The organism is Pseudomonas syringae group sp. 243L2 (assembly GCF_032587875.1).
Classification (GTDB): domain Bacteria; phylum Pseudomonadota; class Gammaproteobacteria; order Pseudomonadales; family Pseudomonadaceae; genus Aquipseudomonas; species Aquipseudomonas amygdali.
The window spans coordinates 60,219-84,050 of sequence record NZ_JAWHPL010000025.1 but is presented as its reverse complement, the minus strand read 5'-3'; the positions used below and the strand labels follow the sequence as shown (position 1 = coordinate 84,050).

28 protein-coding genes are annotated in these 23,832 nt (G+C 60.6%); 12 read left to right on the top strand and 16 right to left on the bottom strand.

The features are described from left to right. Positions 1-51: 51 nt before the first annotated feature. The 3 genes from RYB66_RS18850 to RYB66_RS18840 all read right to left on the bottom strand — a co-directional run bounded on the left by RYB66_RS18850 (position 52) and on the right by RYB66_RS18840 (position 2,117). Positions 52-822 carry a molybdopterin-dependent oxidoreductase gene (locus tag RYB66_RS18850; protein ID WP_002554189.1) on the bottom strand — a complete coding sequence of 257 codons (771 nt, stop codon included), beginning with the start codon at positions 820-822 and terminating at the stop codon, positions 52-54. Next, positions 819-1,439 (bottom strand): cytochrome b/b6 domain-containing protein, encoded by a 621-nt coding sequence (locus RYB66_RS18845; protein ID WP_004657063.1) that lies wholly within the window; start codon positions 1,437-1,439, stop codon positions 819-821. The genes RYB66_RS18850 and RYB66_RS18845 overlap by 4 nt, the downstream gene beginning before the upstream one ends. A 72-nt stretch (positions 1,440-1,511) precedes the next feature. Continuing rightward, positions 1,512-2,117 (bottom strand): hypothetical protein, encoded by a 606-nt coding sequence (locus RYB66_RS18840; protein WP_122280541.1) that lies wholly within the window; start codon positions 2,115-2,117, stop codon positions 1,512-1,514. 170 nt (positions 2,118-2,287) lie between these two features. On the opposite strand from RYB66_RS18840, the gene RYB66_RS18835 reads away from it, so the two are divergent. Next, positions 2,288-2,977, top strand: coding sequence for a heavy metal response regulator transcription factor (locus RYB66_RS18835; RefSeq protein ID WP_002554192.1), 690 nt, complete (start codon positions 2,288-2,290; stop codon positions 2,975-2,977). Next, positions 2,956-4,344, top strand: coding sequence for a heavy metal sensor histidine kinase (locus tag RYB66_RS18830; protein WP_005744638.1), 1,389 nt, complete (start codon positions 2,956-2,958; stop codon positions 4,342-4,344). Before RYB66_RS18835 ends, RYB66_RS18830 begins: the two co-directional genes overlap by 22 nt. Positions 4,345-4,363: 19 nt before the next feature. Here RYB66_RS18830 and RYB66_RS18825 read toward each other — a convergent pair whose 3' ends face one another. Then, positions 4,364-5,032: a polysaccharide lyase family 7 protein gene (locus tag RYB66_RS18825; RefSeq protein WP_003344165.1), complete on the bottom strand. Its 669-nt coding sequence runs from the start codon at positions 5,030-5,032 to the stop codon at positions 4,364-4,366. Between the two features lie 37 nt (positions 5,033-5,069). Here RYB66_RS18825 and RYB66_RS18820 point away from each other — a divergent pair, with 37 nt between their 5' ends. From RYB66_RS18820 to RYB66_RS18795, 6 genes are all read left to right on the top strand, one after another. Beyond that, positions 5,070-5,309: a hypothetical protein gene (locus RYB66_RS18820; RefSeq protein WP_005744637.1), complete on the top strand. Its 240-nt coding sequence runs from the start codon at positions 5,070-5,072 to the stop codon at positions 5,307-5,309. A gap of 278 nt (positions 5,310-5,587) precedes the next feature. Next, entirely contained in the window at positions 5,588-6,040 is a 453-nt protein-coding gene (locus tag RYB66_RS18815; protein ID WP_002554194.1) for a MarR family winged helix-turn-helix transcriptional regulator, read from the top strand. Beyond that, a complete protein-coding gene (locus RYB66_RS18810) occupies positions 6,037-8,124 on the top strand; it encodes an FUSC family protein (protein ID WP_005744636.1) in 2,088 nt (695 codons plus the stop codon). Before RYB66_RS18815 ends, RYB66_RS18810 begins: the two co-directional genes overlap by 4 nt. Next, positions 8,121-8,330 carry a DUF1656 domain-containing protein gene (locus tag RYB66_RS18805; protein ID WP_005744635.1) on the top strand — a complete coding sequence of 70 codons (210 nt, stop codon included), beginning with the start codon at positions 8,121-8,123 and terminating at the stop codon, positions 8,328-8,330. The genes RYB66_RS18810 and RYB66_RS18805 overlap by 4 nt, the downstream gene beginning before the upstream one ends. After that, the gene (locus tag RYB66_RS18800; protein WP_005744634.1) at positions 8,327-9,211 is read left to right on the top strand and encodes an HlyD family secretion protein; all 885 of its coding nucleotides are present in this window, start codon (positions 8,327-8,329) and stop codon (positions 9,209-9,211) included. Before RYB66_RS18805 ends, RYB66_RS18800 begins: the two co-directional genes overlap by 4 nt. After that, complete coding sequence (locus RYB66_RS18795; RefSeq protein ID WP_005744633.1) at positions 9,208-10,641, top strand: efflux transporter outer membrane subunit; 1,434 nt, start codon at positions 9,208-9,210, stop codon at positions 10,639-10,641. Before RYB66_RS18800 ends, RYB66_RS18795 begins: the two co-directional genes overlap by 4 nt. 20 nt (positions 10,642-10,661) lie before the next feature. Here RYB66_RS18795 and RYB66_RS18790 read toward each other — a convergent pair whose 3' ends face one another. After that, positions 10,662-11,207, bottom strand: a complete 546-nt coding sequence (locus tag RYB66_RS18790; RefSeq protein WP_004657079.1) for a GNAT family N-acetyltransferase — start codon at positions 11,205-11,207, stop codon at positions 10,662-10,664. Between the two features lie 418 nt (positions 11,208-11,625). On the opposite strand from RYB66_RS18790, the gene RYB66_RS18785 reads away from it, so the two are divergent. Both RYB66_RS18785 and RYB66_RS18780 read left to right on the top strand, forming a co-directional pair. Continuing rightward, positions 11,626-12,459: an ion transporter gene (locus RYB66_RS18785; RefSeq protein ID WP_005780523.1), complete on the top strand. Its 834-nt coding sequence runs from the start codon at positions 11,626-11,628 to the stop codon at positions 12,457-12,459. A 103-nt stretch (positions 12,460-12,562) separates the two neighbouring features. Further along, positions 12,563-13,561 carry a sulfate ABC transporter substrate-binding protein gene (locus RYB66_RS18780; RefSeq protein ID WP_005780521.1) on the top strand — a complete coding sequence of 333 codons (999 nt, stop codon included), beginning with the start codon at positions 12,563-12,565 and terminating at the stop codon, positions 13,559-13,561. Between the two features lie 59 nt (positions 13,562-13,620). Here RYB66_RS18780 and RYB66_RS18775 read toward each other — a convergent pair whose 3' ends face one another. Genes RYB66_RS18775 through ccmA form a run of 10 tightly spaced genes read right to left on the bottom strand, consistent with a single transcriptional unit; the run spans position 13,621 to position 20,999 of the window. Beyond that, the gene (locus tag RYB66_RS18775) at positions 13,621-14,028 is read right to left on the bottom strand and encodes a hypothetical protein (RefSeq protein WP_005780519.1); all 408 of its coding nucleotides are present in this window, start codon (positions 14,026-14,028) and stop codon (positions 13,621-13,623) included. Positions 14,029-14,039: 11 nt separating this feature from the next. Further along, complete coding sequence (ccmI, locus tag RYB66_RS18770; protein ID WP_046832740.1) at positions 14,040-15,221, bottom strand: c-type cytochrome biogenesis protein CcmI; 1,182 nt, start codon at positions 15,219-15,221, stop codon at positions 14,040-14,042. Next, positions 15,218-15,688, bottom strand: a complete 471-nt coding sequence (locus tag RYB66_RS18765) for a cytochrome c-type biogenesis protein (RefSeq protein WP_004665807.1) — start codon at positions 15,686-15,688, stop codon at positions 15,218-15,220. The genes ccmI and RYB66_RS18765 overlap by 4 nt, the downstream gene beginning before the upstream one ends. After that, on the bottom strand, positions 15,685-16,221 hold the full coding sequence (locus RYB66_RS18760) for a DsbE family thiol:disulfide interchange protein (protein WP_002554219.1): 537 nt from the start codon (positions 16,219-16,221) through the stop codon (positions 15,685-15,687). The genes RYB66_RS18765 and RYB66_RS18760 overlap by 4 nt, the downstream gene beginning before the upstream one ends. Continuing rightward, the gene (locus RYB66_RS18755; protein ID WP_010198041.1) at positions 16,218-18,191 is read right to left on the bottom strand and encodes a heme lyase CcmF/NrfE family subunit; all 1,974 of its coding nucleotides are present in this window, start codon (positions 18,189-18,191) and stop codon (positions 16,218-16,220) included. Before RYB66_RS18755 ends, RYB66_RS18760 begins: the two co-directional genes overlap by 4 nt. 3 nt (positions 18,192-18,194) lie before the next feature. Continuing rightward, complete coding sequence (gene ccmE, locus RYB66_RS18750; RefSeq protein ID WP_005754652.1) at positions 18,195-18,662, bottom strand: cytochrome c maturation protein CcmE; 468 nt, start codon at positions 18,660-18,662, stop codon at positions 18,195-18,197. After that, the gene (gene ccmD / locus RYB66_RS18745; protein ID WP_002554222.1) at positions 18,659-18,835 is read right to left on the bottom strand and encodes a heme exporter protein CcmD; all 177 of its coding nucleotides are present in this window, start codon (positions 18,833-18,835) and stop codon (positions 18,659-18,661) included. Before ccmD ends, ccmE begins: the two co-directional genes overlap by 4 nt. Further along, positions 18,832-19,635: a heme ABC transporter permease gene (locus RYB66_RS18740; RefSeq protein WP_316886903.1), complete on the bottom strand. Its 804-nt coding sequence runs from the start codon at positions 19,633-19,635 to the stop codon at positions 18,832-18,834. The genes ccmD and RYB66_RS18740 overlap by 4 nt, the downstream gene beginning before the upstream one ends. Before the next feature lie 54 nt (positions 19,636-19,689). Continuing rightward, positions 19,690-20,361: a heme exporter protein CcmB gene (ccmB, locus tag RYB66_RS18735; RefSeq protein WP_016980903.1), complete on the bottom strand. Its 672-nt coding sequence runs from the start codon at positions 20,359-20,361 to the stop codon at positions 19,690-19,692. After that, entirely contained in the window at positions 20,358-20,999 is a 642-nt protein-coding gene (gene ccmA, locus RYB66_RS18730; protein ID WP_011169058.1) for a cytochrome c biogenesis heme-transporting ATPase CcmA, read from the bottom strand. The genes ccmB and ccmA overlap by 4 nt, the downstream gene beginning before the upstream one ends. A 190-nt stretch (positions 21,000-21,189) precedes the next feature. Here ccmA and RYB66_RS18725 point away from each other — a divergent pair, with 190 nt between their 5' ends. After that, positions 21,190-22,827, top strand: coding sequence for a flagellar hook-length control protein FliK (locus RYB66_RS18725; protein WP_316895127.1), 1,638 nt, complete (start codon positions 21,190-21,192; stop codon positions 22,825-22,827). Beyond that, a complete protein-coding gene (locus RYB66_RS18720; RefSeq protein ID WP_016980905.1) occupies positions 22,827-23,150 on the top strand; it encodes an EscU/YscU/HrcU family type III secretion system export apparatus switch protein in 324 nt (107 codons plus the stop codon). The genes RYB66_RS18725 and RYB66_RS18720 overlap by 1 nt, the downstream gene beginning before the upstream one ends. A 21-nt stretch (positions 23,151-23,171) precedes the next feature. On the opposite strand, the gene recR is transcribed toward RYB66_RS18720, so the two are convergent. Beyond that, complete coding sequence (recR, locus tag RYB66_RS18715; RefSeq protein ID WP_016980906.1) at positions 23,172-23,774, bottom strand: recombination mediator RecR; 603 nt, start codon at positions 23,772-23,774, stop codon at positions 23,172-23,174. Positions 23,775-23,832: the final 58 nt, after the last annotated feature.

The following is a 23,832-nucleotide window of genomic DNA, read 5'->3' as shown; positions in this document are numbered from 1 at the left end:
ATCGTGCGACGCTCTGCGTCGAATGCCCTTCTGGACGCTCTGCGTCCGCGCCTAGATCCCGCTGAACCAGTTGTAGCCCTGATCCTCCCAATACCCGCCAGGATTCTCGTTGCTGACGAAGATCTCGACGATGTGCTTGGGGTTCTTGAAGCCCAGCTTGGTCGGCACTCGCACCCGCAGCGGGTAACCGTAATCCGGTGGCAGGGCGACTTCACCGAAGTCCAGCGCCAGCAATGTCTGCGGATGCAGCGCAGTAGGCATATCCAGGCTTGAATAATAGCGATCGGCGCACTTGAAGCCGACGAAACGTGCCGTGGTATCGGCACCGATGTACTCCAGAAACGTCTTCAGCGGCACACCGCCCCATTGTCCTATCGCACTCCAACCCTCAATGCAGATCAACCGCGTGATGTCGGTGCGTTGCGGCAATTTGCGCAGTGCATCCAGCGTCCACGGCTGCTTGTCACGCACCAGCCCGGACACCGCCAGCCGATAGTCGGAAAGCTCCACCTCCGGCACGTTGTATTCGGGGTAGAACGCATTGAACGGGAACGGGTTGGTCAGCTGCGCCTTGCTGTAGGTCGGGGCCAGTTTCTGGCCGTTGAACAGCCAGGCCTGAACCCGGTCATTCCAGCGCGACATGGCCCACAGCACTTTGTCGACCTGATCGCCATCCTGCAGATTGCAGCCGGTGAGCATCGACATCGCCCCCACTGTCAGCCCGGCGCGTAGAAACGAGCGGCGCTGAATATCGACCAGTTGGCTCTGCTGCGCAGGCTCCAGACGAATGCGCTGGGTGATGCGTTTACGAGGTTCGTTCATGGTTGCGCAGTTCCGTCTTCGTTCGGCTGGCGGCCGCCGGTAATCATGGGTAACAAGGTACTGGGCACCAGCACGACCAGCACCAGATGAACAACAACAAACGCGCCGATGGCCGTCATCGCGCCAAAATGCACCCAGCGGGCAAAATCGAACCCGCCCAGCAGGGCAACCAAGCCCTGAAACTGCACCGGTTTCCAGATAGCCAGCCCGGACACCACCACCAGCACGCCCATGATCAACACCAGCCAGTACATCAGCCGTTGCACCGCGTTGTAACGGCCTTTGACGTGGGCCAGGCGAAAATGCAGCGCATCACTCATGTCACGCTTCACTTCAGACGGGCGAACCGGCAGCAGATCGCGTTTGAAGTGGCGGCTGAATACGCCATACAGCACATACAGCAGGCCGTTGATCACCAACAGCCACATCACCGCGAAGTGCCAGGCGATCGAGCCGCCCAGCCAGCCGCCGAGTGTCAGGAATTTGGGAAAGGTGAATGGCATCAGTGGCGACGCGTTATAAATAGCCCAACCGCTCATGAACATGCAGACCATGCCCACGGCATTGACCCAATGCGTCAGGCGCACCGGCCACGGGTGAATAGGGCGGGTTTTCATGCGCAGATCCCTCTAGATCAGGTGTAACCGAGGATGTCAGCAGCAGCCTGCCACTGACAGCCTCGGCTGCGATTACATCGGCGGGGTAAAACCGTCCTTGCCGACTGCGACACCACGTGCCGACTTGCCGTCGTCAGCCGGGAACACCACGACCTTGGCGCCTTTGGTCAACTGATCAACCTTGCCTGGCTCGACGTAGGCGATAGGCACATCCTGCGGCACCACCAGCTTCTTCTCGCCACCCTCGTATTTGACGGTCAGCGTGCGGCCATCAGCCCCGGCCAACGTGCCAACGGTGCCATTGGTCATGGTGCCGGTGCTGCCATCAGCGTTTTCCCAGCCATAGTGGCCTTCGCCGCTGCCTTTGAGGCTGGCTTCAAAAACGGTCACCTCCAGCGCTTTCAGTGTGCCGTCCGCCTGCGGGATGGCAGCCGAACCGACAAAACTGTCACCTTTGATTTGCTTGAAGTCAGCTTCGGACACAAGACGAATACCGGTCTTGTCAGTCAGCTTGATACTTTCGTGCTGACCCGAGCGGGTGGTGAAATCGAGGGTGTCGGCGCTGACGCTGTCGACGGTCCCGCGCATCGGTTTAACCACCTTCATGTCAGCAGCCTGAGTCATGACAGCAGCGCTGAGCAACAGCAGGCCGAACGTTGTAGAGAGTGCAGTCTTCATCGGTACTTCCTTGGCAGTTGATATCTGAAACCCATCCTTGCACCGTTACCGGCACCGCAGAATGACCGGGCAATGACATTTTTGTCATTCGCCGGACACCTTGTCGGCAACTGGTTAGACTTTGGCATCGGCGCACCGTGGGTGCCTGCAAAAGCGTAGCGGACAAAACGATGCATATCCTGCTGATTGAAGACGACACCAAAACCGGTGAATACCTGAAGAAGGGCCTGGGTGAGTCCGGCTACAAGGTGGACTGGACCCAGCACGGGGCCGACGGCCTGCACCTGGCGCTGGAAAACCGCTACGACCTGATCGTGCTGGACGTGATGCTGCCAGGCATCGACGGCTGGCAAATTATCGAAGTACTGCGCGCCCGGCAGGACGTGCCTGTGCTGTTTCTCACCGCGCGCGACCAGTTGCAGGACCGGATTCGCGGCCTGGAACTGGGCGCCGACGATTATCTGGTCAAGCCATTTTCCTTCACTGAACTGCTGCTGCGCATCCGCACCATCCTGCGCCGGGGCGTGGTGCGCGAGGCAGACCATTTTCATCTGGCCGACCTTGAACTGGACCTGCTGCGCCGCCGCGTGACGCGTCAGCAGCAGGTCATCGTGCTGACCAACAAGGAGTTTGCCCTGCTACACCTGTTATTGCGCCGCGAAGGCGACGTGCTGTCACGGGCACAGATTGCCTCGGAAGTCTGGGACATGAATTTCGACAGTGACACCAATGTTGTGGACGTCGCCATCAAGCGCCTGCGCAGCAAGGTCGACCTGCCGTACCCGGTCAAGCTCATCCACACCGTACGCGGTATCGGTTATGTGTGCGAGGTGCGGCCATGCGACGCCAGCCTTCCCTGACCCTGCGTTCTACCCTCGCCTTCGCGCTGGTGGCGATGCTTACGGTCAGCGGCGCGGGGCTTTATCTGTACCAGTCCATAGAAGAAACGGTCATGCAACGCAGCGACCACGCGGTACTGGCGCGGCTCGATCATTTCCGCAAGCTGTTGCGCTATGACCTGACGATGGACAACCTCAAAGGCAGCCCGCAACTGTTCGAGAACATGCTCGACAGCGAGGAAGATATTTTCATCATCGGCGAACCGGGCAAGCCACCGGTGATATCGGTCAACCCGCAACGCGCGCCACTGCCAGAGCTACCGACCGTGGCGCAGGATCAGCCTTTACGGGTCGATGACCTGCGCAGCGGCCTGAGCCTGCAAGGCGTGCCGTTGCGTGCCGCGGCGGTGCAAGTAATGTCCAATGGCGTTGCAGTGCGCTTGCAGGCCGCGCACCTGATGGTCAAGGAGATGGCCATGCTCGCCAGCTTCCGGCAGAGCATTTATATCGCCGTTGCGCTGGCGTTCCTGATTACCGCCGTGCTGGGTTACGTATTGCTGCGACGCGGCTTGCGCCCACTGCGCAGAATGGCCGCCCACGCTGCCGCAATAACCCCGGCCAGCCTGCACAAACGGCTCGACAGCCACGACACGCCTGTCGAGCTGCAACAATTGAGCGATGCCTTCAATGCCATGCTTGACCGTCTGGACGATGGCTATCGACGCCTGATGCAGTTCTCCGCCGATCTGGCCCACGAGATTCGTACGCCGGTCGGTTCGCTGATGGGCCACTGCCAGGTTGCCTTGCGCCAGAACCGTAGCGCCGACGAATATCAGGTCCTGCTGGCTTCCAATCTGGAAGAGCTGGAACGTATCTCAAGGCTGGTGGAAAGCATCCTGTTTCTGGCTCGAGCGGACGAAGCCCAGGCTGCGCTGGAACGCCAGCCGCTGGACCTGCACGATGAATTGCAACGCGTGGCTGGTTATTTCGAAGGGCTGGCTGAAGAGCGTAATCTGCGGCTGAGCCACAGCGGACAAGGCACGTTGCTGGCCGACCCGATCCTGCTGCGCCGTGCACTGAGCAATCTGGTCGCCAACGCAATTCGCTATGCGAATGAAAACAGCGAAATCCTGATTCGTGTTGCGGCAGTTGATCGTCAGTGGCGAATCGAGGTAGAAAATCAGGGCCCGGCATTACCACAAGCCACGCTCGCGCGACTGTTCGACCGCTTCTATCGGGGTGACGCCTCGCGCCATGAGCGCTCGGACTCCAACGGCCTGGGGCTGGCCATTGTTACAGCAATCATGCACCTGCATGGCGGGCGGGTCGAAGTGGCTCAACCCGCCGCCGGCAGAATCTGCTTCAGTCTGATATTTCCAGCGGTCTGAATCTTCCAGACCGTAACGATCAATTCTTTTTCTCGTGGGCAATGGCCAGCTTGTAGAAAGTGGCCGAACCGCCTTCAGTGGTGTAACCGGTATTGTCCTGGGTATAGACCCCTGCCTTGAAGTAGAACAGTTTACTGGCCCAGGCTGAATCCAGCTTGGCGTACCAGACTGCGTCGAAGGCATTGACCGTCAGGTCGCCGCTGGGGGACAGGTTGATGGTGTAGTTGAATTGCTTGTTGAGCGGCACGCCCTGCGCAATGGTAATGACCTCGATTTCCGAGTCTGGCGTACGACGAAACTTGGCGACGATATTGCCGGTCTGCAGCTTCTCCTTGTACTGATACTCCACCTTCAGCAACGGCTCGGTGCTCTGGTAGCAGTGAATCTGACCGATCACGATCTTGCCGCTGGAAGGCACCTGATCGACTTCCAGGGTCGCGCGCAGAAAGTTGTCGGCACTGGAGTAGGCCCAGTTGAAGACCCTGCCATCGGACGTCGTCTCGCGTAATTCGGAGCGCGGGTACTTGGCGTTCTCTGTGGTGGAACCGGTCACCGGTGCCCAGAAAAACAGCGTATCCCCGGATTGAAAATAGCCATCCCGATAACCCTTAACCAACTTGGGGGTTTCAATGATGGTAGCGGGACTTCCGACAGGGACGGAAAGATTCCAGGTGGCAAGGTCGATCATGGAGTAGCTCGCAAGGTACGCATTGCGCACCGACAGAATGGCTCTGGAACGGGCGTGCTGGCCCGTTGTGGTCAACCAGACTATCGGCTCAATCGTTTATTTTTTAAACAGCAACGACAACGCAATGACGCCAATAAACCGCCACAAAAAGACCGATGCCACCACTTTGATGTCAGATCACGACACAAGGCAGATTGCCATCCATTTGCTGCAGACGGCGATTCATCAGGCCCCTTCTATCGGGTGCCGCGCCATTTTTTTGAATGAGGCTGAGTAAAAGCTCGGCATTTCTGGGCTTATTACCGACGAACGGTAGCAATTATTTTTTGAAATAATGAACTTTCCCCGCTAAAAGCGGACGCAAACAGCCGTTCATCGCCTCTACGCCCCCTCAAAAAACCCTTTCGGGCGTCCCTGCAACCCAAAAAGCCCCACTGGGCAGTTACGGGTTGACTGTAAGAACTTGTTACGAGATATTAGTTAGCATCCTACTAATATCCTCCCTAACAATATTGTTCCTAACTAAATTGTTCACGACTCAGCCCCCGGTGATTCATGCTTGTCGACCCACTGCATCGCGCTGTCAGTAGCGGCCTGGTAGCCGCCTCTCGCCAATGGCGACGCATTTGCCAGAACACACTGGTCACCTATGAAATTTCTGAAGCATGTGCCGGGCCACTGCTGGCCATTGCGCGCCTGGGTGACGGCGTGCATCAGGTAAAAGTCGCGCAGGCGGCCGGCATGGAAAGCCCGACATTGGTGCGCCTGCTCGACCAGCTGTGCAAGGCCGGCATCGTCTGCCGCAGCGAAGACCCCAATGATCGCCGCGCCAAGGCCCTCAGCCTTACGGACAAGGGTCGTGCGCTGGCAGGCTCGATAGAACAGGAGCTGACGCGTCTGCGGGCGGATGTGCTTCAGGGCCTTCAACCTGCCGATCTCGAAGCCACCTTGCGGGTATTTCAGGCCTTCGCCGAGGCTGCACAAGGTGAGCACGGGGGGCAGGTTTGAACGGATTTTTCTCCAGCGTCCCACCGGCACGCGACTGGTTCTACGGCGTGCGTACCTTCGGCGCGTCGATGCTGGCGCTGTACATCGCGCTGTTGATGGAAATGCCTCGCCCCTATTGGGCCATGGCCACGGTGTACATTGTCTCCAGCCCCTTTGTCGGCCCGACCAGCTCCAAAGCCCTGTACAGGGCCGCCGGCACCCTGGCCGGTGCAGCGGCGTCGGTGCTGCTGGTACCGATGTTCGTACAGACGCCCTTGCTACTGGCCATCGTGGTCGGACTGTGGACCGGCACCCTGTTGTTCCTTTCCCTGCACTTGCGCACGGCCAACAGCTACGCACTGATGCTGGCGGGTTACACCATGCCGCTGATTTCCCTGCCGGTGGTCGACAACCCGCAGGCCGTGTTCGACATCGCCGTGTCGCGTACCGAAGAAATTTTCCTCGGCATCATCTGCGCCGCCGTCGTGGGTGCAATGTTCTGGCCCAGACGTCTGGCACCGGTATTTCAGGCCACCACGGAAAAATGGTTCAGTGACGCCTCGACCTACAGCCAGCGCTTTATCAGCCGCACCTGTCAGCCCGAGGAAATCGGCGCACTGCGCAATTCGATGGTTGGCAGCTTCAACTCTCTGGAAATGATGATCGGCCAGTTGAGCCACGAGGGCGCACGCAAGCAAACCGTACGCAACGCCAATGAGCTGCGCGGCCGGATGATCCATCTATTGCCGGTCATCGATGCACTGGATGACGCATTATGGGCGCTGGAGCGACGCACGCCTGAGCTGTTGGCCAGCCGGAAACCCGTGCTGCAAAAGGCTTGCGACTGGCTTGAAAGCACTGCCGACGGCCCGCAACGGGAGCAATGGCAACAGTTGCATGATGAGCTGGAACGCCTTCAGCCGAACTCTACGCAACTGGACGACCGCGATCAGCTGCTGCTCTCCAACACGCTTTTCAGGCTCGGCGAGTGGATTGACCTGTGGCTGGATTGCCGGACCCTGCAATATGCGATCAAGACAGACGATCAATCGCCATGGAGAGCGGTCTATCGCCACTGGCGTCTGGGTCGGTTGACGCCGTTTCTGGACCGCGGCCTGATGCTCTATTCAGTGACCTCGACGGTGCTGGCGATCATCGCTGCATCGGTGTTGTGGATTCTGCTGGGCTGGAAAGACGGCGCCAGTGCCGTGGCGCTGGCAGCGGTGTCGTGCAGCTTCTTTGCAGCCATGGACGACCCTGCCCCGCAAATCTACCGGTTCTTTTTCTGGACTCTGCTTTCGGTGGTATTTGCCAGCCTGTACCTGTTCGTGGTGCTGCCTAACCTGCACGACTTTCCGATGCTGGTGCTGGCCTTTGCGGTGCCCTTCATCTGCGTCGGCACCCTGACTGTGCAACCGCGCTTCTTTCTCGGCACGCTGCTGACCATCGTCAACACCTCGTCGTTCATCAGCATTCAGAGCGCCTACGACGCGGACTTCATGAACTTTCTCAACTCCAACCTGGCCGGACCTGCCGGGCTGTTGTTCGCCTTTATCTGGACGCTGGTGTTCCGCCCGTTCGGGGTTGAACTGGCGGTCAAGCGTCTGACCCGTTTCAGCTGGCGTGACATCGCCAGCCTCAGTGAAGACGCGTCTCTGGCCGAACACCGGCGCATGGGCGTGCAAATGCTCGACCGCCTGATGCAGCAACTGCCGCGTTTGACGCTCACCGCGCAAGACACCGGGATTGCCCTGCGTGAACTGCGGGTCGCGCTGAACATGCTCGACCTGCTGGCCTACACCCGACGCGCCACGCCTGCGGCCCAGGTGCTGTTGCGTCAGGTGATCGATGAAGTCAGCGGCTATTTCAAACACTGTCGCAAGGCCGGTGAAAGGCTGCCCGCGCCCCGCGGCCTGCTGATGGCCATGGACCGCGCACGCCGTTCGTTGACGGCTCAGGAGATGGGCGACAACCCGGCCCGGTTGCATCTGTTGCACGCCCTCAGCGGCCTGCGTCTGGCCTTGTTGCCGGGGGTCGAGATTGTCACCGTGGGTGGCGAACTGACCGAGCAACTGCCGCATAACATCGATGGAGCGCCCCTGTGATCGGTGATCTGGATATCAGCGGGATCTTCATCCCCACGTTCCTGGCGATGATGGGTATCGCCTATCTGCTGTTTCTCGCCGTGCACGCGCTGCTGTCGCGTGCCCACTTCTACCGTCTGGTCTGGCACCGGGCTTTGTTCAACGTAGGTCTATACGCTTTGTTGCTCGGCGCCGTGGATACTCTAAGTCGATACCTGATGACATGAAAAAACCGATACTGACACTGGGCCGCGTGGTCCTGACCCTGCTGGTTGTCACTCTGGCTGCCGTCGTTGTATGGCGCATGGTGATGTATTACATGTACGCGCCGTGGACCCGCGATGGGCATATTCGCGCCGATATCGTGCAGATCGCGCCGGACGTGTCCGGGCTGATCCAGAAGGTCGAGGTCACCGACAATCAGCCCGTGCACAAGGGCCAGGTGCTGTTCACCATCGATCAGGACCGCTTCCGCCTGGCCTTGCGTCAGGCGCAGGCGACAGTCGCCGAGCGCCAGGAAACCTGGGAGCAGGCACGCCGCGAGAACAGGCGTAACCGTGGCCTGGGCAACCTGGTGGCGCGTGAGCAACTGGAAGAAAGCCAGTCCCGCGAAGCGCGTGCCCTTTCTGCGCTCGGTGAATCAAAGGTCGCAGTGGATGCCGCGCAGTTGAATCTGGATCGTTCGGTGATCCGCAGCCCGGTGGACGGCTACCTTAACGACCGCGCGCCCCGCGACCATGAATTTGTCACCGCCGGGCGTCCGGTGTTATCGGTGGTCGATGCCGCATCGTTCCATATCGACGGCTATTTCGAAGAAACCAAACTGGACGGCATTCATGTCGGCCAGGGCGTCGACATTCGTGTCATCGGTGACAACGCACGGCTGACCGGCCATGTGGTGAGCATCGTTGCCGGCATCGAAGACCGCGACCGCAGCAGTGGCTCGAACCTGCTGCCCAACGTCAACCCGGCCTTCAGTTGGGTGCGTCTGGCACAGCGCATTCCGGTACGCATTGCCTTTGATGACGTACCTGCCGACTTCCGTATGATCGCCGGGCGTACTGCAACGGTGTCAATCATCGACGATACGCAGGAGGGCACACGATGAAACGTGCCTTACGCATGGCCGCACTCGGTTTTACTGCCGTGTTGTCGGCCTGTCAGGTAGTCGGGCCGGATTACCAACTGCCCAAGGATGGCGCGATCAATCGTCCGGATTTACAGGGCGAACTGGCCGGGCGCTCGGTCAATACGGTATCGGCCCCGGTGCCTGCGCACTGGTGGCGGCTGTATCAGGATGCGCGTCTGGATGAACTGGTGCGCCAGGCCATTGCCTCTAATACCGACCTGCGCATCGCCGCCGCCAACCTGCAGCGCGCCCGCTACCAGACCTCGGAGGCCGAGGCGGCGGGCGGATTTACCAACGGCGCGAAAATCGGCGCACAGCGCGTGCAGGAATCAGGCGAAGCGTTTCTGCTGACCAACAAGGTGCCGGTCGCCAACGTCGGGGATGTGGGTCTGACTACGTCGTATCAGTTCGATCTGTTCGGCACCTTGCAGCGCGGCATCGAAGCAGCGCAGGCCAATGTCGATGCCAATCAGGCGGCGGTGGATACGGCACGTATCACCGTGGTCGCCGATGTGGTGCGCGCCTACACGCAGATTTGCGCTGCCAACGAAGAACTCGATATCGCCCGCGAATCGCTGGACCTGCAGCAACAGAGCGTGACCCTCAACCAGCGCCTGCGCGATGCCGGGCGTGGCGATGAAACCCAGGTCACTCGTTCACAGACGCAGTTCAAGTCATTGCGCGCCGAAATGCCCCGTTACGAAGCGCGGCGTCAGGCGGCGATGTTCCGCCTGTCGATGCTGCTGGCCAAACCTGTAGAGCAACTGCCCGCCGGGGTCAGCAGCTGCAATGCGCTGCCGCACATTGCGCAGGTCATGCCGGTAGGCGACGGCGCAACACTGCTCAAACGCCGCCCGGATGTGCGTCAGGCTGAACGTCATCTGGCGATGTCGACTGCGCAGATCGGTGTTGCCACCGGCGAGTTGTATCCGGACATCAGCATCGGCGCGAGCATCGGCACTACCGGCCTGATCGAGAACCTCGGCAAACCGGCCGCCAACCGCTGGGGCTTCGGGCCGCTGCTGAACTGGACCATCCCGTCCAACGGCTCACGCGCACGCATCCATCAGGCCGAAGCTTCGGCCCAGGCTGCTCTGGCGCGCTTTGACGGTGTAGTGCTCAACGCCATCCGTGAAACCCAGACCGGTCTGGCGCAATACACCGCCCTGCTCGACCGTCGCGATGCTCTCAAGGAAGCCGAACAATCGGCCAAGGAAGCGGCTGACCAGACTCACCGTTTCTATCAGGCCGGACGCGCCTCGTTCCTCGCTGACCTGCAAGCCACACGCACTTACACCGACGTGCGCGCACAAATGGCCGAAGCCAACACCCAGGTGGCCATGGGACAGATCAACCTGTTTCTGGCGCTCGGCGGCGGCTGGGAGAAGGATGACGTGGCGCAGAAGTAGGAAAGGCGCTCGCCTCGCCATCAGGCCTCGTTCGGATTGATCAGTGCCCTCAGGACATGGTCTTCCCAAACTCCGGCAATTTTCAGGTAGGCGCGCGCGTACCCTTCCTTTTCGAAGCCGAGTGATTGCAGAAGTCGCTCGCTGCGTACATTGGCTGGCATGTGGCTGGCCATGATTCGATGCAGCCCCATCTGTTCGAAACAATAGCGATTGCTCACCTCAAGCGCCCTTTGCATCAAGCCACGCCCCTGAGCAGTCTCTGCCAGCGAGAAGCCGAGGTTGCAGGCCTGAAAAACGCCCCTCACGATATTCGTGTAACTGCACCGCCCCAGCAATTCGCCGCCGTCTGAGTCGATGACGAGGAAGAAAACCGCGCTGCCGGACTGCATGCTTTCCCACTGCTGCTGAACCCTGGATCTGGCGTTTTCGAGAATGAAATAGTCATCGTCCCTGAACGGTTCCCAAGGCTGCAGATGCTTGCGATTGGCCTTTTCGTACCGGTTGATCAACTCGCAATCATCAAACGCCAATACTCTGATCGAAAAGCCCTCACCTGAATACTGCATGCATCCTCCCGCGTCAGCCATTGCCGACGCTCACCACCTGGCTTGTTATACCTGATGATTCCAGCACTGGACGCTCTACGCCACAAGAGGACGCAGAGCGTCCAGAACGGCATGCGACGCAGAGCGACGCACGATAATTGAGGCTGTCGTTCCTTACGCTCCAGCGCCGATCTGTCTACGTAGGTCTTACAAGAACCCGAAAAGCGGGAGCTGCCGCCTGTCGAACTGTGAGTAAAGACTTCTGTGGGAGTGAGCTTACTCACGAAGACGTTGCTCCAAACACCCTGTTTACGCGGGCTATAACGACCTCTTCGCGAGCAGGCGAAGCGTCGCACGGCTCGCTCCCGCAGGTGTTGTGTGCTTGCACTCACCTGCACAATGCTCCTAGGCTCTGCCGATCTTTGCTTCGGGAAGCACCATGGACACCTCTCTCAGCCGCCGCGAGCGGTTGCATATCGTTATTTTCGAGGCGAATACGCCTGCCGGCAGAACGTTTGACAAGATTGTGCTGGTCGCGATTCTGCTCAGCCTGCTGGTCACGGTCATTGACAGCATCGAGAGCATTCACCGCGATTACGCAATGCTGTTCGCCTGGATCGAATGGGGCTTTACGCTGCTGTTCGCGATCGAATACATCCTGCGCCTGTACTGCTCGCCCCGACCTCTGAAGTACGCGTTCAGTTTCTACGGGCTGGTCGACCTGCTGGCTATCGTGCCGGGGGTTCTGTCGATCTATTACAGCGACGCGCAGTACCTGCTGATCGTGCGGATCATCCGTATGCTGCGGATTTTCCGCGTGCTCAAGCTCGGCACTTACCTGCGCCAGGCCAACTATTTGCTGGCTGCGCTGCGTGGCAGCAAGCAGAAGATCATCGTGTTTCTGGTCACCGTTTCCACTCTGGTTACGGTGTTCGGCACGCTGATGTACGTGATCGAAGGCCCGGAGCATGGCTTCACCAGCATCCCCAAGGGCATTTACTGGGCTATCGTGACCCTGACCACCGTGGGCTTTGGCGATATCGTGCCGAAGACACCGGTCGGGCAGATGCTCTCGTCGCTGGTGATGATCATCGGCTACTCGATCATCGCCGTGCCCACCGGTATATTCACCGCCGAACTGGCCAACGCCATGCGCGGCGAACAGCTGAAACACGATTGCCCGGTGTGCTCGAAGAATTTCCACGAGCACGGCGCGGCGTTCTGTTCGCGCTGCGGTAATCAATTGTTTGCAAAAGTAGAGCACAAGGCATAAGCAAAGACCTTTTCAGTCTTTAAACAGCAGGCGCGATACTGATAGTGTCGCGGCATTACGCCATCAGGCTTTACACACGACTCTTCATCTCAAGGACCCTGCAGTGAATAAACTCTTCGCCGCCTCGCTACTGGCCGCTGGCCTGGCCTTTGCCAGCGCTGCCCAGGCAGCCCCGACGCTGCTCAACGTCTCCTACGACGTGATGCGTGATTTCTACAAGGACTACAACAGCGCCTTCCAGAAGCATTGGAAAGCCGAGAAAAATGAAGACGTGACCGTGCAGATGTCCTTTGGCGGTTCGAGCAAGCAGGCGCGCTCGGTCATCGACGGGCTGCCGGCTGACGTCATCACCATGAACATGGCGACCGATATCAACGCGCTGGCCGACAATGGCGAGCTGGTGCCGAAAGACTGGGTCAGCCGCCTGCCGAATAACAGTGCGCCGTTCACCTCGGCCACTGTGTTTATCGTGCGCAAGGGCAACCCGAAAGCCCTGAAAGACTGGCCGGATCTGATCAAGGATGGCGTGGAAGTCATCGTGCCTAACCCGAAAACCTCGGGCAACGGCCGCTACACGTACCTGTCGGCCTGGGGCTACACCCTGAAAAAAGGTGGCGATGAAGCGGCCGCGAAGAAATTCGTCGGCGAACTGTTCCGCCATGTGCCCGTGCTCGACACAGGTGGTCGAGGCGCGACCACAACGTTCATGACCAACCAGATCGGCGACGTGCTGGTGACCTTCGAAAACGAAGCGGAAATGATCGCTCGTGAATTCGGTCGCGACCAGTTTGAAGTGGTCTACCCGTCCGTGTCGGCAGAAGCCGAGCCGCCAGTGAGTGTGGTCGACAAGGTCGTGGACAAGAAACAATCCCGCGCCTTGGCCGAAGATTACCTGAAATACCTGTGGTCACCGGAAGGTCAGGAAATCGCGGCGAAAAACTACCTGCGACCACGCGACCCGCAGGTCTTGGCCAAATACACCGACCGCTTCCCGAAAGTGGACTTTCTGTCGGTCGAGAAAACCTTCGGTGACTGGCGCACAGTGCAGAAGACCCACTTCATTGACGGTGGTGTGTTCGACCAGATCTATCCGGGCAAATAAGTCCCCCGAAACGCAAAACGGCGGCCCATCAGGTCGCCGTTTTCATTTGCAGGCTTGAATCAGTTACTGAACTGCTTACCCAGCCCAGACGGAACGCCGCTGGCGTCGGTCGCCTGCCACGGACCGTTAGGGTTGGTTGCCCAGCTCCAGCCGTTGTTCCACTGATAGTAAGTACGCTGGCGATAGAAGGTGTTGGGCTGATCGTCCATCACGTACACGCCCAGGCGCGGGTCCCAATGGCTGCCACCGCCCGGTGGCGGGGCGAAACTGGCCGAGGTCTTCGGCGCTGCGGCTGGCGCTTTGGCAGGCTCGGCAGGCGCCGTGTTCGGGCGCGGTGCGCCGGGTTGCTGGCCGCCCGGCAGGTTAAGGATCGGATCCTGGCTGTGAGGCGGTGCCGGATGCTGGACAGCACAGGCACTCAGGCCAACGACCAGCCCCAACAAGGTGATGCGTGCGGTACGGTACATAAGCAATTTCTCTAGTTATCCGGACTGTCGATGGTCACTAACTGCTGCGCCGCGATGTCGCTGGCCAGCGGCTGACTGCGGCCAACCCACTCACCGGTGGTTGGCTGCCCTGCGCGAGACACTCGCGCAACCAGTTGGACTTGCGCAAAGTTCGACAGGTTCAGTTGCGGCATCATTGCATCGGCATCACTCAGTTCAACCTCGGCAGGCAGGTCCGCCACCGTGATGCGTTTGACCGCCAGTGGCGCGGCCGGGCCGTTGATTGCACGGGCGAAGATGAACACGCTGTCACCCGGTTGAACGTTACCCTTGAGCGAGGCAGCCAGCGTGACACGCACCTTGAGCGCCCTGGCCTTGACCGGCGCGGCCTGCCCGGCAAGGTTTTCTCTGGCGCGGGCTATGCCGCCTTCCAGCGCCGAGCGCGAAGCGTCCTGCGCGGGCAACGCCGCCAGCAGGCGGGTCCAGTAATCCACCGCTGCCTGATAACGCTGTGTTTCGAACGCGGCAATCCCCAGCAGGCCGAGGCTGGTGACTTCGTTGGGGTCGGCCTGCAGCGCTTCGTCGGTCAGCGCCTGCACCTGTGCGGTGAAGTGTTTGTCGCTGGCGAAATACAACGCCTGCGCCCATTGCCCGAGCAGCTCTGGCGATCTTCCGGCCAGTGTCACCGAGCGCTCGAACATCTGCGCGGCGTCACCGGGGCGGTTCTGCGCCATGTAGCTGCGCGCCAGAAAATACAGGTTTTCGGCTGAATCCGGCTGAGCCTGCACGCTGCGCTCCAGGCGCTGGGTCAGGTCTGCCAGCGAGGTTGGTGGTCGAGAGAATTCCCGGCTCAGTTCAACCCGGTCACTGGCACCCAGTTGCAGATAACCCGCCAGCCCCAATACAGGGACCAGCACCGCAGCCAGCACCAGCGAGGGCTTGCCCAGACGCGATGTGCGGGCAGGCTCTGCGCCTTCAGTGTCGGCGAGCAGCTCGCGCGCAGCTTCGGCACGAGCGCCTTGCAATTGCGTCACCGACAACACGCCCTGCTCTTGCTGAACCTGCAACTCGTCCAGCCGTTCCTGATACAACGCCACGTTCAGGGCTGTGCGGTCTTCTTCACGTTGCGCACGATGGCCGCGCAGCACTGGTATCAGCAGAAAACCCAGCGCCACGAGCAAAAGAAGCCCGGTCGCGATCCAGAAATCGATCATGGGCGGTGGTCATCCAGCAAAGCGGCGAGGCGTTGTCGCTCATCCTCGGAAAGCACATCGGCCTGTTCGGAGTGCGCCTTGCGACGCCGCCCGACGATGAAACCGATCACCACCAGACCGCCGATCAGCAGACCGGCCGGGCCGAACCAGAGCAACCAGGTGCGCGCATTGAGGCTGGGTTTGTAACGAACGAAGTCACCGTAGCGATCAACCATGAAGTCGATGATCTGCTGATTGCTCTGCCCTTCACCCAGCATGCGGTAAATTTCCTTGCGCAAATCGGCGGCAATCGGCGCATTGGAATCGGCAATGTCCTGATTCTGGCATTTGGGGCAGCGCAGTTCTTTGGTCAGTTCGCTGTAGCGGGCACGCTCGGCATCGTCGCGAAAGGTGTAGGCGTCGATAGCGGCGTGGGCGATGCCTGAGCACAGCACGCTGAGCAGGACAATCATCAGGCAGCGCTTCATGGCTGCGCCTCATCAACCAATTGCTGGTAACGGGCAGCGAGCTTTTCTCGCCACACTGCCTCATCGATGACCCCGACATGTTTGTAACGAATAATGCCCTGACGGTCGATCAGGAAGGTCTCCGGCGCACCGTACACGCCCAGGTTCAGCCCCAGCGAGCCGTCGTCGTCACGGATATTCAGCTGATAAGGATCGTGAAACTCCTTGAGCCATTTCAGCGCGTCGGCGTTGACGTCCTTGTAGTTAACGCCGTAGATCAGCACGCCCTGCTGCGCCAGCCGGGTTAGCACGGGATGCTCGACCCGGCAGGCCACGCACCAAGTGCCCCAGACATTGACCAGCGCGGGTTTGCCTAGCAGGTCGGCGCGGGTCAATACGCGGCTGCTTTGAACTTCGGGCAGCGAAAACTGCGGAAACGGCTTGCCGATCAGCGCCGACGGCAGCTCGGCGGGGTCCAGATACAAACCGCGATACAGGAACGCCGCCACGCCGAGAAACAACGCCAGCGGCAGGAGCATGACCCAGCGCTTCACAGTGCAACTCCTGACATGCCCAATGCCTCGCGCACCTTGCTTTTGACCCGCGTGCGATAACGACGGTCAAACGCCGCCAGCACACCACCCAGACCGGTCAGCAGGCCGCCGAGCCAGATCCAGCGCACAAACGGTTTGACGTGAACCCGTACGGCCCATGCGCCATTGCCCAGCGGTTCACCCAATGCTACGTAAAGATCACGGCTGAAACCGGCATCAATGCCTGCTTCAGTCATCATTGACTGCTGCACGCTGTACAGACGTTTTTCCGGGTGCAGTTCCGTGATCTGCGCCCCGTTGTGCAAGACGCGAACGGTGCCGCGATCGGAGGTGAAGTTCGGCCCTTCATAATGCTTCGCGCCCTCGAATACAAAGACGTAACCGCCCAGCTCAGTGGACTCGCCAGGGGCCATACGCAAATCGCGCTCGGCGCTGTTCTGGCTGGACAACACCACGCCCAGCGCGCACACCACAATGCCAAGGTGCGCCAGCTGCATGCCCCAATAACTGCGGGTCAGGCCAAGCGCGCCGCGAAGCAGGCCCTGGTGACGGGTCTTGTCGAGCAGGTCGCGAACCCCGGCCAGCAGCACCCAGGCGGCGAGCATGAAGGTGGCCAGCACCGCCCACTGAAAATCACCCATGAGCAGAGCGGCGAGCACTGCCAGCACGGCGCTGCCAACCAGTACCGGTGCCAACATGCCCAGCAGCCATTTCAGCGGTGTGTCCTTCCAGCGCACCAGCACGCCGACCGCCATGACCACCAGCAACAGCCCCATCAACGGTACGAACAGCGCATTGAAATACGGCGGGCCGACCGACATCTTGGCTCCGCTCATGGCATCGATCACTAGCGGATAAAGGGTACCCAGCAGGATCATCGACGCAGCAGTCACCAGCAACAGGTTATTGCCCAGCAACAGGGTTTCCCGCGACCACAGGCCGAATCCGACATGGCTTTTGACCACCGGCGCACGAATCGCAAACAGGGTCAGCGAGCCGCCCACCACGACCAGCAGGAACATCAGGATAAACACGCCGCGTGCCGGGTCCGAGGCGAAAGCGTGCACCGAAGTCAGCACCCCGGAACGCACCAGAAACGTGCCCAGCAGGCTCAGGGAAAATGCGGCAATCGCCAGCAGCACCGTCCAGCTCTTGAACACACCACGTTTTTCCGTGACCGCCAGCGAGTGAATCAGCGCAGTGCCCACCAGCCATGGCATGAACGAGGCGTTTTCCACTGGGTCCCAGAACCACCAGCCGCCCCAGCCCAGTTCGTAATAAGCCCACCATGAGCCAAGGCTGATCCCGACACCGAGAAAGGCCCAGGCTACCAGCGTCCATGGCCGCGACCAGCGCGCCCAGGCGGCGTCGAGTCGGCCGCCAAGCAAGGCGGCGATGGCAAAGGCAAAGGCCACGGAAAAACCGACATAGCCCATGTAGAGCATCGGCGGATGCACGATCAGGCCTATATCCTGCAACAGGGGGTTGAGATCGCGTCCGTTGGCAGGCATTTGCGGCAGAAGACGGGCGAACGGGTTGGAGGTGAGGATCAGAAACAACAGGAAGCCCAGGCTTATCATGCCCATCACGGCGAGCACCCGCGCCAGCATGACCTGGGGCAATTGCCGGGAAAACACCGAAACAGCGAAGGTCCAGCCGCCGAGAATCAGCGCCCAGAGCAGCAACGAGCCTTCATGCGCACCCCACACGGCGCTGAATTTGTAGTACCAGGGCAGCGCCGTGTTGGAATTCTGCGCCACATAGGTAACGGAAAAGTCGTCGGTCATGAACGCGTAGGTCAGGCAACCGAAGGCAAAGATCAGAAAACTGAACTGGCCCCACGCCGCCGGACGCGCCAGGCTCATCCACAGGCGGTCGCCGCGCCATGCACCGATCAGCGGAATAATCGCCTGCGCCAGCGCAAAGCCGAGTGCCAGAATCATCGCCAGATGGCCGAGTTCGGGAATCATCGATCAGCCCTGTTTCGCAGGTGTGGAAGAGCCGCCCGGTGCCGCCTGGCCGCTGTCGCGCAGCGCCTTGGTGACTTCGGGCGGCATGTACTTCTCGTCATGTTTGGCCAGCACCTCATCGGCCACCACCACACCCTGCGCATTGAGCTTGCCTAACGCGACAATGCCCTGCCCTTCGCGGAACAGATCGGGAAGAATGCCGCGATAGGTGATGGTCACCGACTTGTTGAAATCGGTGACCACAAAACGCACATCCAGCGAGTCCGCCGAACGCTGCAATGAGCCCTTTTCCACCATGCCGCCAGCGCGAATGCGCGTGTCCAGCGGTGCTTCGCCGTTGGCGATCTGGCTTGGGGTGTAGAACAGATTGATGTTTTCCTTCAGCGCACCGAGCGCCAGGGTCAGGGCCAGCCCGACGCCAGCCAGCAGGGCGGCAATGATCAACAGACGTTTTTTGCGCAACGGGTTCACCAACGATTCTCCCGCTTCAGGCGACGCGCCTGTTGTTTCAGGAACCGCTGGCGCGCCACCAGCGGCATTGCCACGTTGATCAGCAGCACCAACAGGCACAGACCGTAGGCCGACCAGACAAACAGCCCGTGGCGGCCCATGGCGAGAAAGTCGCTGAATGACGCGAAGTTCAAGACCTGCCCTCCGACGGTTCTGGCGTTTGCCCCAGGCTCCGCAGAACCTCGGCCTTGACCCACTGGGTGCGCGACTCGCGACGCAGCACTTCAAGGCGCATACGCAGCAGCAATACGACGCCGAAGAAGCAGTAGAAACCCAACACCGTGAGCAGCAACGGCAGCCACATTTCGGCAGGCATGGCCGGTTTTTCCGTAAGGCTGAACGTCGCGCCCTGGTGCAGGGTATTCCACCACTCGACCGAATATTTGATGATCGGGATATTCACCACGCCGACGATGGCCAGCAGTGCACAGGCCTTGGCAGCGCTGGCGCGGTTGCTGATGGCACTGCCCAACGCGATCAGGCCGAAGTACAGAAACAGCAGAATCAGCATTGAGGTCAGGCGCGCGTCCCAGACCCACCACGCGCCCCAGGTCGGCTTGCCCCAGATCGCGCCGGTCGCCAGTGCCAGCGCGGTCATCCACGCGCCAATGGGTGCAGCGCATTGCAGCGCGACATCGGCCAGTTTGATTTTCCAGACCAGCCCGACCACGCCGCACAGGGCCAGCATGACGTAGCAGGACTGGGCGAGCATGGCAGCAGGCACATGGATATAAATGATCCGGAAGCTGTTGCCCTGCTGGTAATCAGGCGGCGCAAACGCCAGCCCCCAGATGATGCCGATGCCGAGCAGCAGTGCAGCGGACACACTCAGCCACGGCAGCAGACGTGCGCTGATGCGGTAAAACCCTTTCGGTGAGCCGAGTGTGTGCAGCCAGGCCCAACCGATGCTGCTTTTCATGGCGTTGCTTTTCATCAGGTGTATCCAGGGTGTTGACCGGCATCGAATTCTCGATCCCGGAACCTCAATTTATTCACCGACGCTGATTTTCAGGCCAGCGGCTATCGCAAAGGGGGTCAGAGTGATCGCCAGCACGCTCAGGCAGCCCAGCCACAGCAGATAGCCAGTCGCTGGCATGCCTTGCAGCGCGGCTTGCAACGCACCGCTGCCCAGAATCAATACCGGGATGTACAGCGGCAGAATCAACAACGCCAGCAACAGGCCGCCGCGCTTCAAACCCACGGTCAGCGCCGCACCCACTGCACCCAACAGACTGAGCACTGGCGTGCCCAATAGCAGCGACACCATCAACACCGGCAGGCACCGCACCGGCAGCCCCAGCATCAGCGCCAGCAAGGGCGACAACAATACCAGTGCCAGCCCGGAAAAAACCCAGTGTGCCAGCACTTTGCTCAAGACCAGAAGGGCCAGCGGGTGCGGCGAAAGGACCCACTGCTCCAACGAGCCATCCTCGAAATCACTGCGAAACAGACCGTCCAGCGACAGCAACACGGCCAGCAGTGCCGCGACCCAGACCAGCCCCGGTGACAAGGCTTGCAACAATTGCGTCTGCGGCCCCAGTGCCAGCGGGAACAAGGCGACCACTATCGCAAAGAACACCAGCGGGTTGGCAAGCTCTGCCGGACGCCTGGCCAGCAGGCGAAACTCACGGACGATCAGCAGGGCAAAGACGTTGCTCATGCTGCCCACTGCCCCAGATCGATATCCCGATAGCCCGCAGGCAGGCGGCTCAGGGTGTGATGAGTAGTCATGATGATCATGCCGCCCTTTTCACAGTGCCCGGCGAGATGGTTTTCCAGTTGGGCAATGCCCTGGCGATCCAGCGCGGTGAACGGTTCATCGAGCAACCAGAGTGGCGGGCCTGGCAGATACAGACGCGCCAGCGCGACGCGACGCTGCTGCCCGGCCGACAAGGTGTGACACGGCACATCTTCGAAACCTGCCAGCCCGACCGCGTCGAGCGCATTGAAAATGGCATCGGCATCGGCAGGATGATGAAGCGCACAGAGCCATGAAAGATTCTCCAGCGGTGTCAGCAGGTCCTTGAGCGCCGACGCATGGCCAACCCACAACAGATTGAGCCCCGGCGCTGTCGGCTGGCGGCCCGCTGGCTGGCCGTTGAGCAGCACGTGCCCGGCCGTGGGTTGCATCAGCCCGCACAACAGGCGCAGCAGGCTGGTCTTGCCACTGCCATTGGGACCGCTGACCTGCAGCATGTCCCCCGTGCGCACCTGCAGATCAAGGTTTTCGAACAGCATCCGCCCGTCCCGCTCACACGTCAGAGCCGTCGCTTGCAAAAATGGGGGGGCTGGGATCATCGGGCGTTTCCAGTGCTGGAGCGTCGCGAAATGTACCAAAACAGACACATACGCAGTAAAAGGCGGTTCAAGTCGGGGGTGATATGGCCGTTACATGAAGAGAAGTTAATGGCGGCTGGTCCGGTTTTGGCCGGTATTATACATGCGAGTCCTGTTATCAAAGGGGCAATTTCCTCAGGTCGATATTTCAATGACAGGCGACATCACCAGCGTCCCGGCGACAATCCCTACCACCACCCTGCTGCGCGCCGGCATCTCCCCTGCGCAGGTGCTGACCCTGCTGCAATCGGCGGATAATCTGATTCCCGAAGGCGAAACCGTCGACGCCGAAGTGCTGACCCTCAAGCAGGTCAACCAGAACTTCCAGTTGCTGCTGCGGCTGGTACTCGCCAATGGCAGCCTGACCAACCTGCAGGTCACCAGCAGCGTACCGTTCACGCCCGGCAGCCTGTTACAGGTGGCGCAAGCCTCGCCCAACGAGCTGACACTGACGCTGCAACAGATCAACAGCGCGCTGAAAAACTCGATGACCAGCATCGATACGCAACAATTGCCGGTCGGCACGCTGTTGCAGGGCAAGGTCATGACCAGCCAGGTGATCGCGCAGGCAGTCAATCAACTGGCCACGCAAAACCCGGGCGCCGCAACGCCCACCTATCGCTCTATCGTGATGCTGCTCAATACTGCGCTGGCGGGCTCCAGCCTGACCATCGAAAGCCCGCAGCCGCTGACGGTCGGCAGCCTGCTGAGCGCGCAGGTACAAGGCAACCAGGCGCTGAACTTCGTCGCCCTGCCCGGTCGTTTCGATCAACTGGCCGTGGCGCAGCAACTGGCCGCCCAGCAGAACCGCCAGGGCTCGCTGGATAACCTGATCAACGCCCTGCAAAACCTGCAGTCAGCCAATTCAACCAGTGCCAGCCCTGCCAGCAACTCTGGGATCAGCGCCCCGCTGCAAGCCGCCATCAGCCAGTTGCTGGACGATCTGCCCGACATAGAGCAGATGAGCACACCGAAAGGCGTCGCCCAGGCCCTCAATGCCAGTGGCGTGTTTCTGGAAGCAAAGCTGCTTGCCGGGCTCAATCCGGCTCAGGTTCCGGACATGAAAGCCAACCTGATGCGCCTGATTGCGCAGATTCTTCCGGGGTTGCCGGACAACACCACTTACAGCGCCGCCGCTGCTTCCAACACCCTGGCGCGGGCCATGCCCAATGCGATTCGCAATGCCCTGGGCACCCTTGGGCTGGTTGCCGCACGCACCCAGCCGAGCATCTTTCCGCTGCCGTCGCGCAACGTCAGCGGTGGCGAAAAAGAGGACGATCTGGAGATTCTGCTCAAGCTGGCTGCGGCAGCTGTTTCGCGCCTGCAAAGCCACCAGTTGGGCGGTCTGGAGCAGACCCGCACCAATGCCGACGGCACTCAGGTGACTACCTGGCAATTGGAAGTGCCAATGCGTAACGCGCATGACATCGTGCCCTTGCAGGTCAAGGTGCAGCGTGAAGACAAGCCGGATCAGGAAGCTGCCGAAGACCGTGACGATGTCGAGGTCAAGGAAACCCGGGAAAAGCTCTGGAAAGTCGATCTGGCATTCGACCTTGAACCGTTGGGGCCGCTGCAGGTGCATGCGCAGTTGTTGCGCGGCACGCTGTCCAGTCAGCTGTGGGCCGAGCGGCCCGACAGCGCGGTCTTGATTGAACATGAATTGGGATATTTGCGCGAGCGGCTGATTGCCTGCGGCCTGGCAGTGGGCGAACTGGCCTGCAGCCACGGCGCACCGCCCAGTGGCCCGCGCACCGCCCTTGAACAACGCTGGATTGACGAGAACGCCTGATGTCCCTACCCGACCATGTCCCGCGCCAGGCTATTGCCCTGAGCTACGACGGCCAACAGGCCCCGACGCTCAGCGCCAAGGGCGACGACCAGCTGGCCGAGGCCATTCTGGCCATTGCCCGTGAATATGAAGTGCCGATCTACGAGAACGCCGAACTGGTCAAACTGCTGGCACGCATGGAACTGGGCGATAGCATCCCCGAGCCGCTGTACCGCACGATTGCCGAAATCATCGCCTTCGCCTGGCACCTGAAAGGCAAGTTTCCGGCAGGCCAGGACCCGGATGCGCCGCCTGTGGAGCGGGATATTACCCCGCGCTACTGATAGAGCAGGAACAAGGGCGCATCACAACGAAATCGGCTTGCGCCCTGCAAACGAGTGCGCCAGGGTGCCGCCGTCGACCAGATCCAGCTCGCCACCCAATGGCACACCGTGGGCGATGCGCGACGCGACCAGGCCTTTTTCGTGGAGCAACTGGGCGATGTAATGCGCCGTCGCTTCGCCTTCCACCGTCGGGTTGGTGGCGAGGATCACCTCAGTGAAGGTGCCCTGCTGGCTGATACGCTCCATCAGTTGCGGAATGCCGATGGCTTCCGGTCCCAGGCCGTCGAGTGGCGACAGATGGCCCTTGAGCACAAAGTAGCGACCGCGATAACCGGTCTGCTCCACCGCGTAGACATCCGTCGGCCCTTCCACCACACACAGCAGCGTGTCATCACGGCGCGGGTCGGCGCATTGCGGGCAGAGCTCCTCTTCGGTGAGGGTGCGGCATGAGCGGCAATGACCAACGCCATCCATCGCCTGCCCCAAGGCCAGCGCCAGCCGTGAGCCGCCGCTGCGGTCGCGCTCCAGCAGCTGCAACGCCATGCGCTGAGCGGTTTTCTGACCGACGCCCGGCAGCACGCGGAAGGCATCGATCAACTGGCGAATCAGGGGGCTGAAGCTCATGGAGAAAAATCCGACAAAAACACAAGACGCGGTTTATACCCGCGCGTTGCTGTGAGCG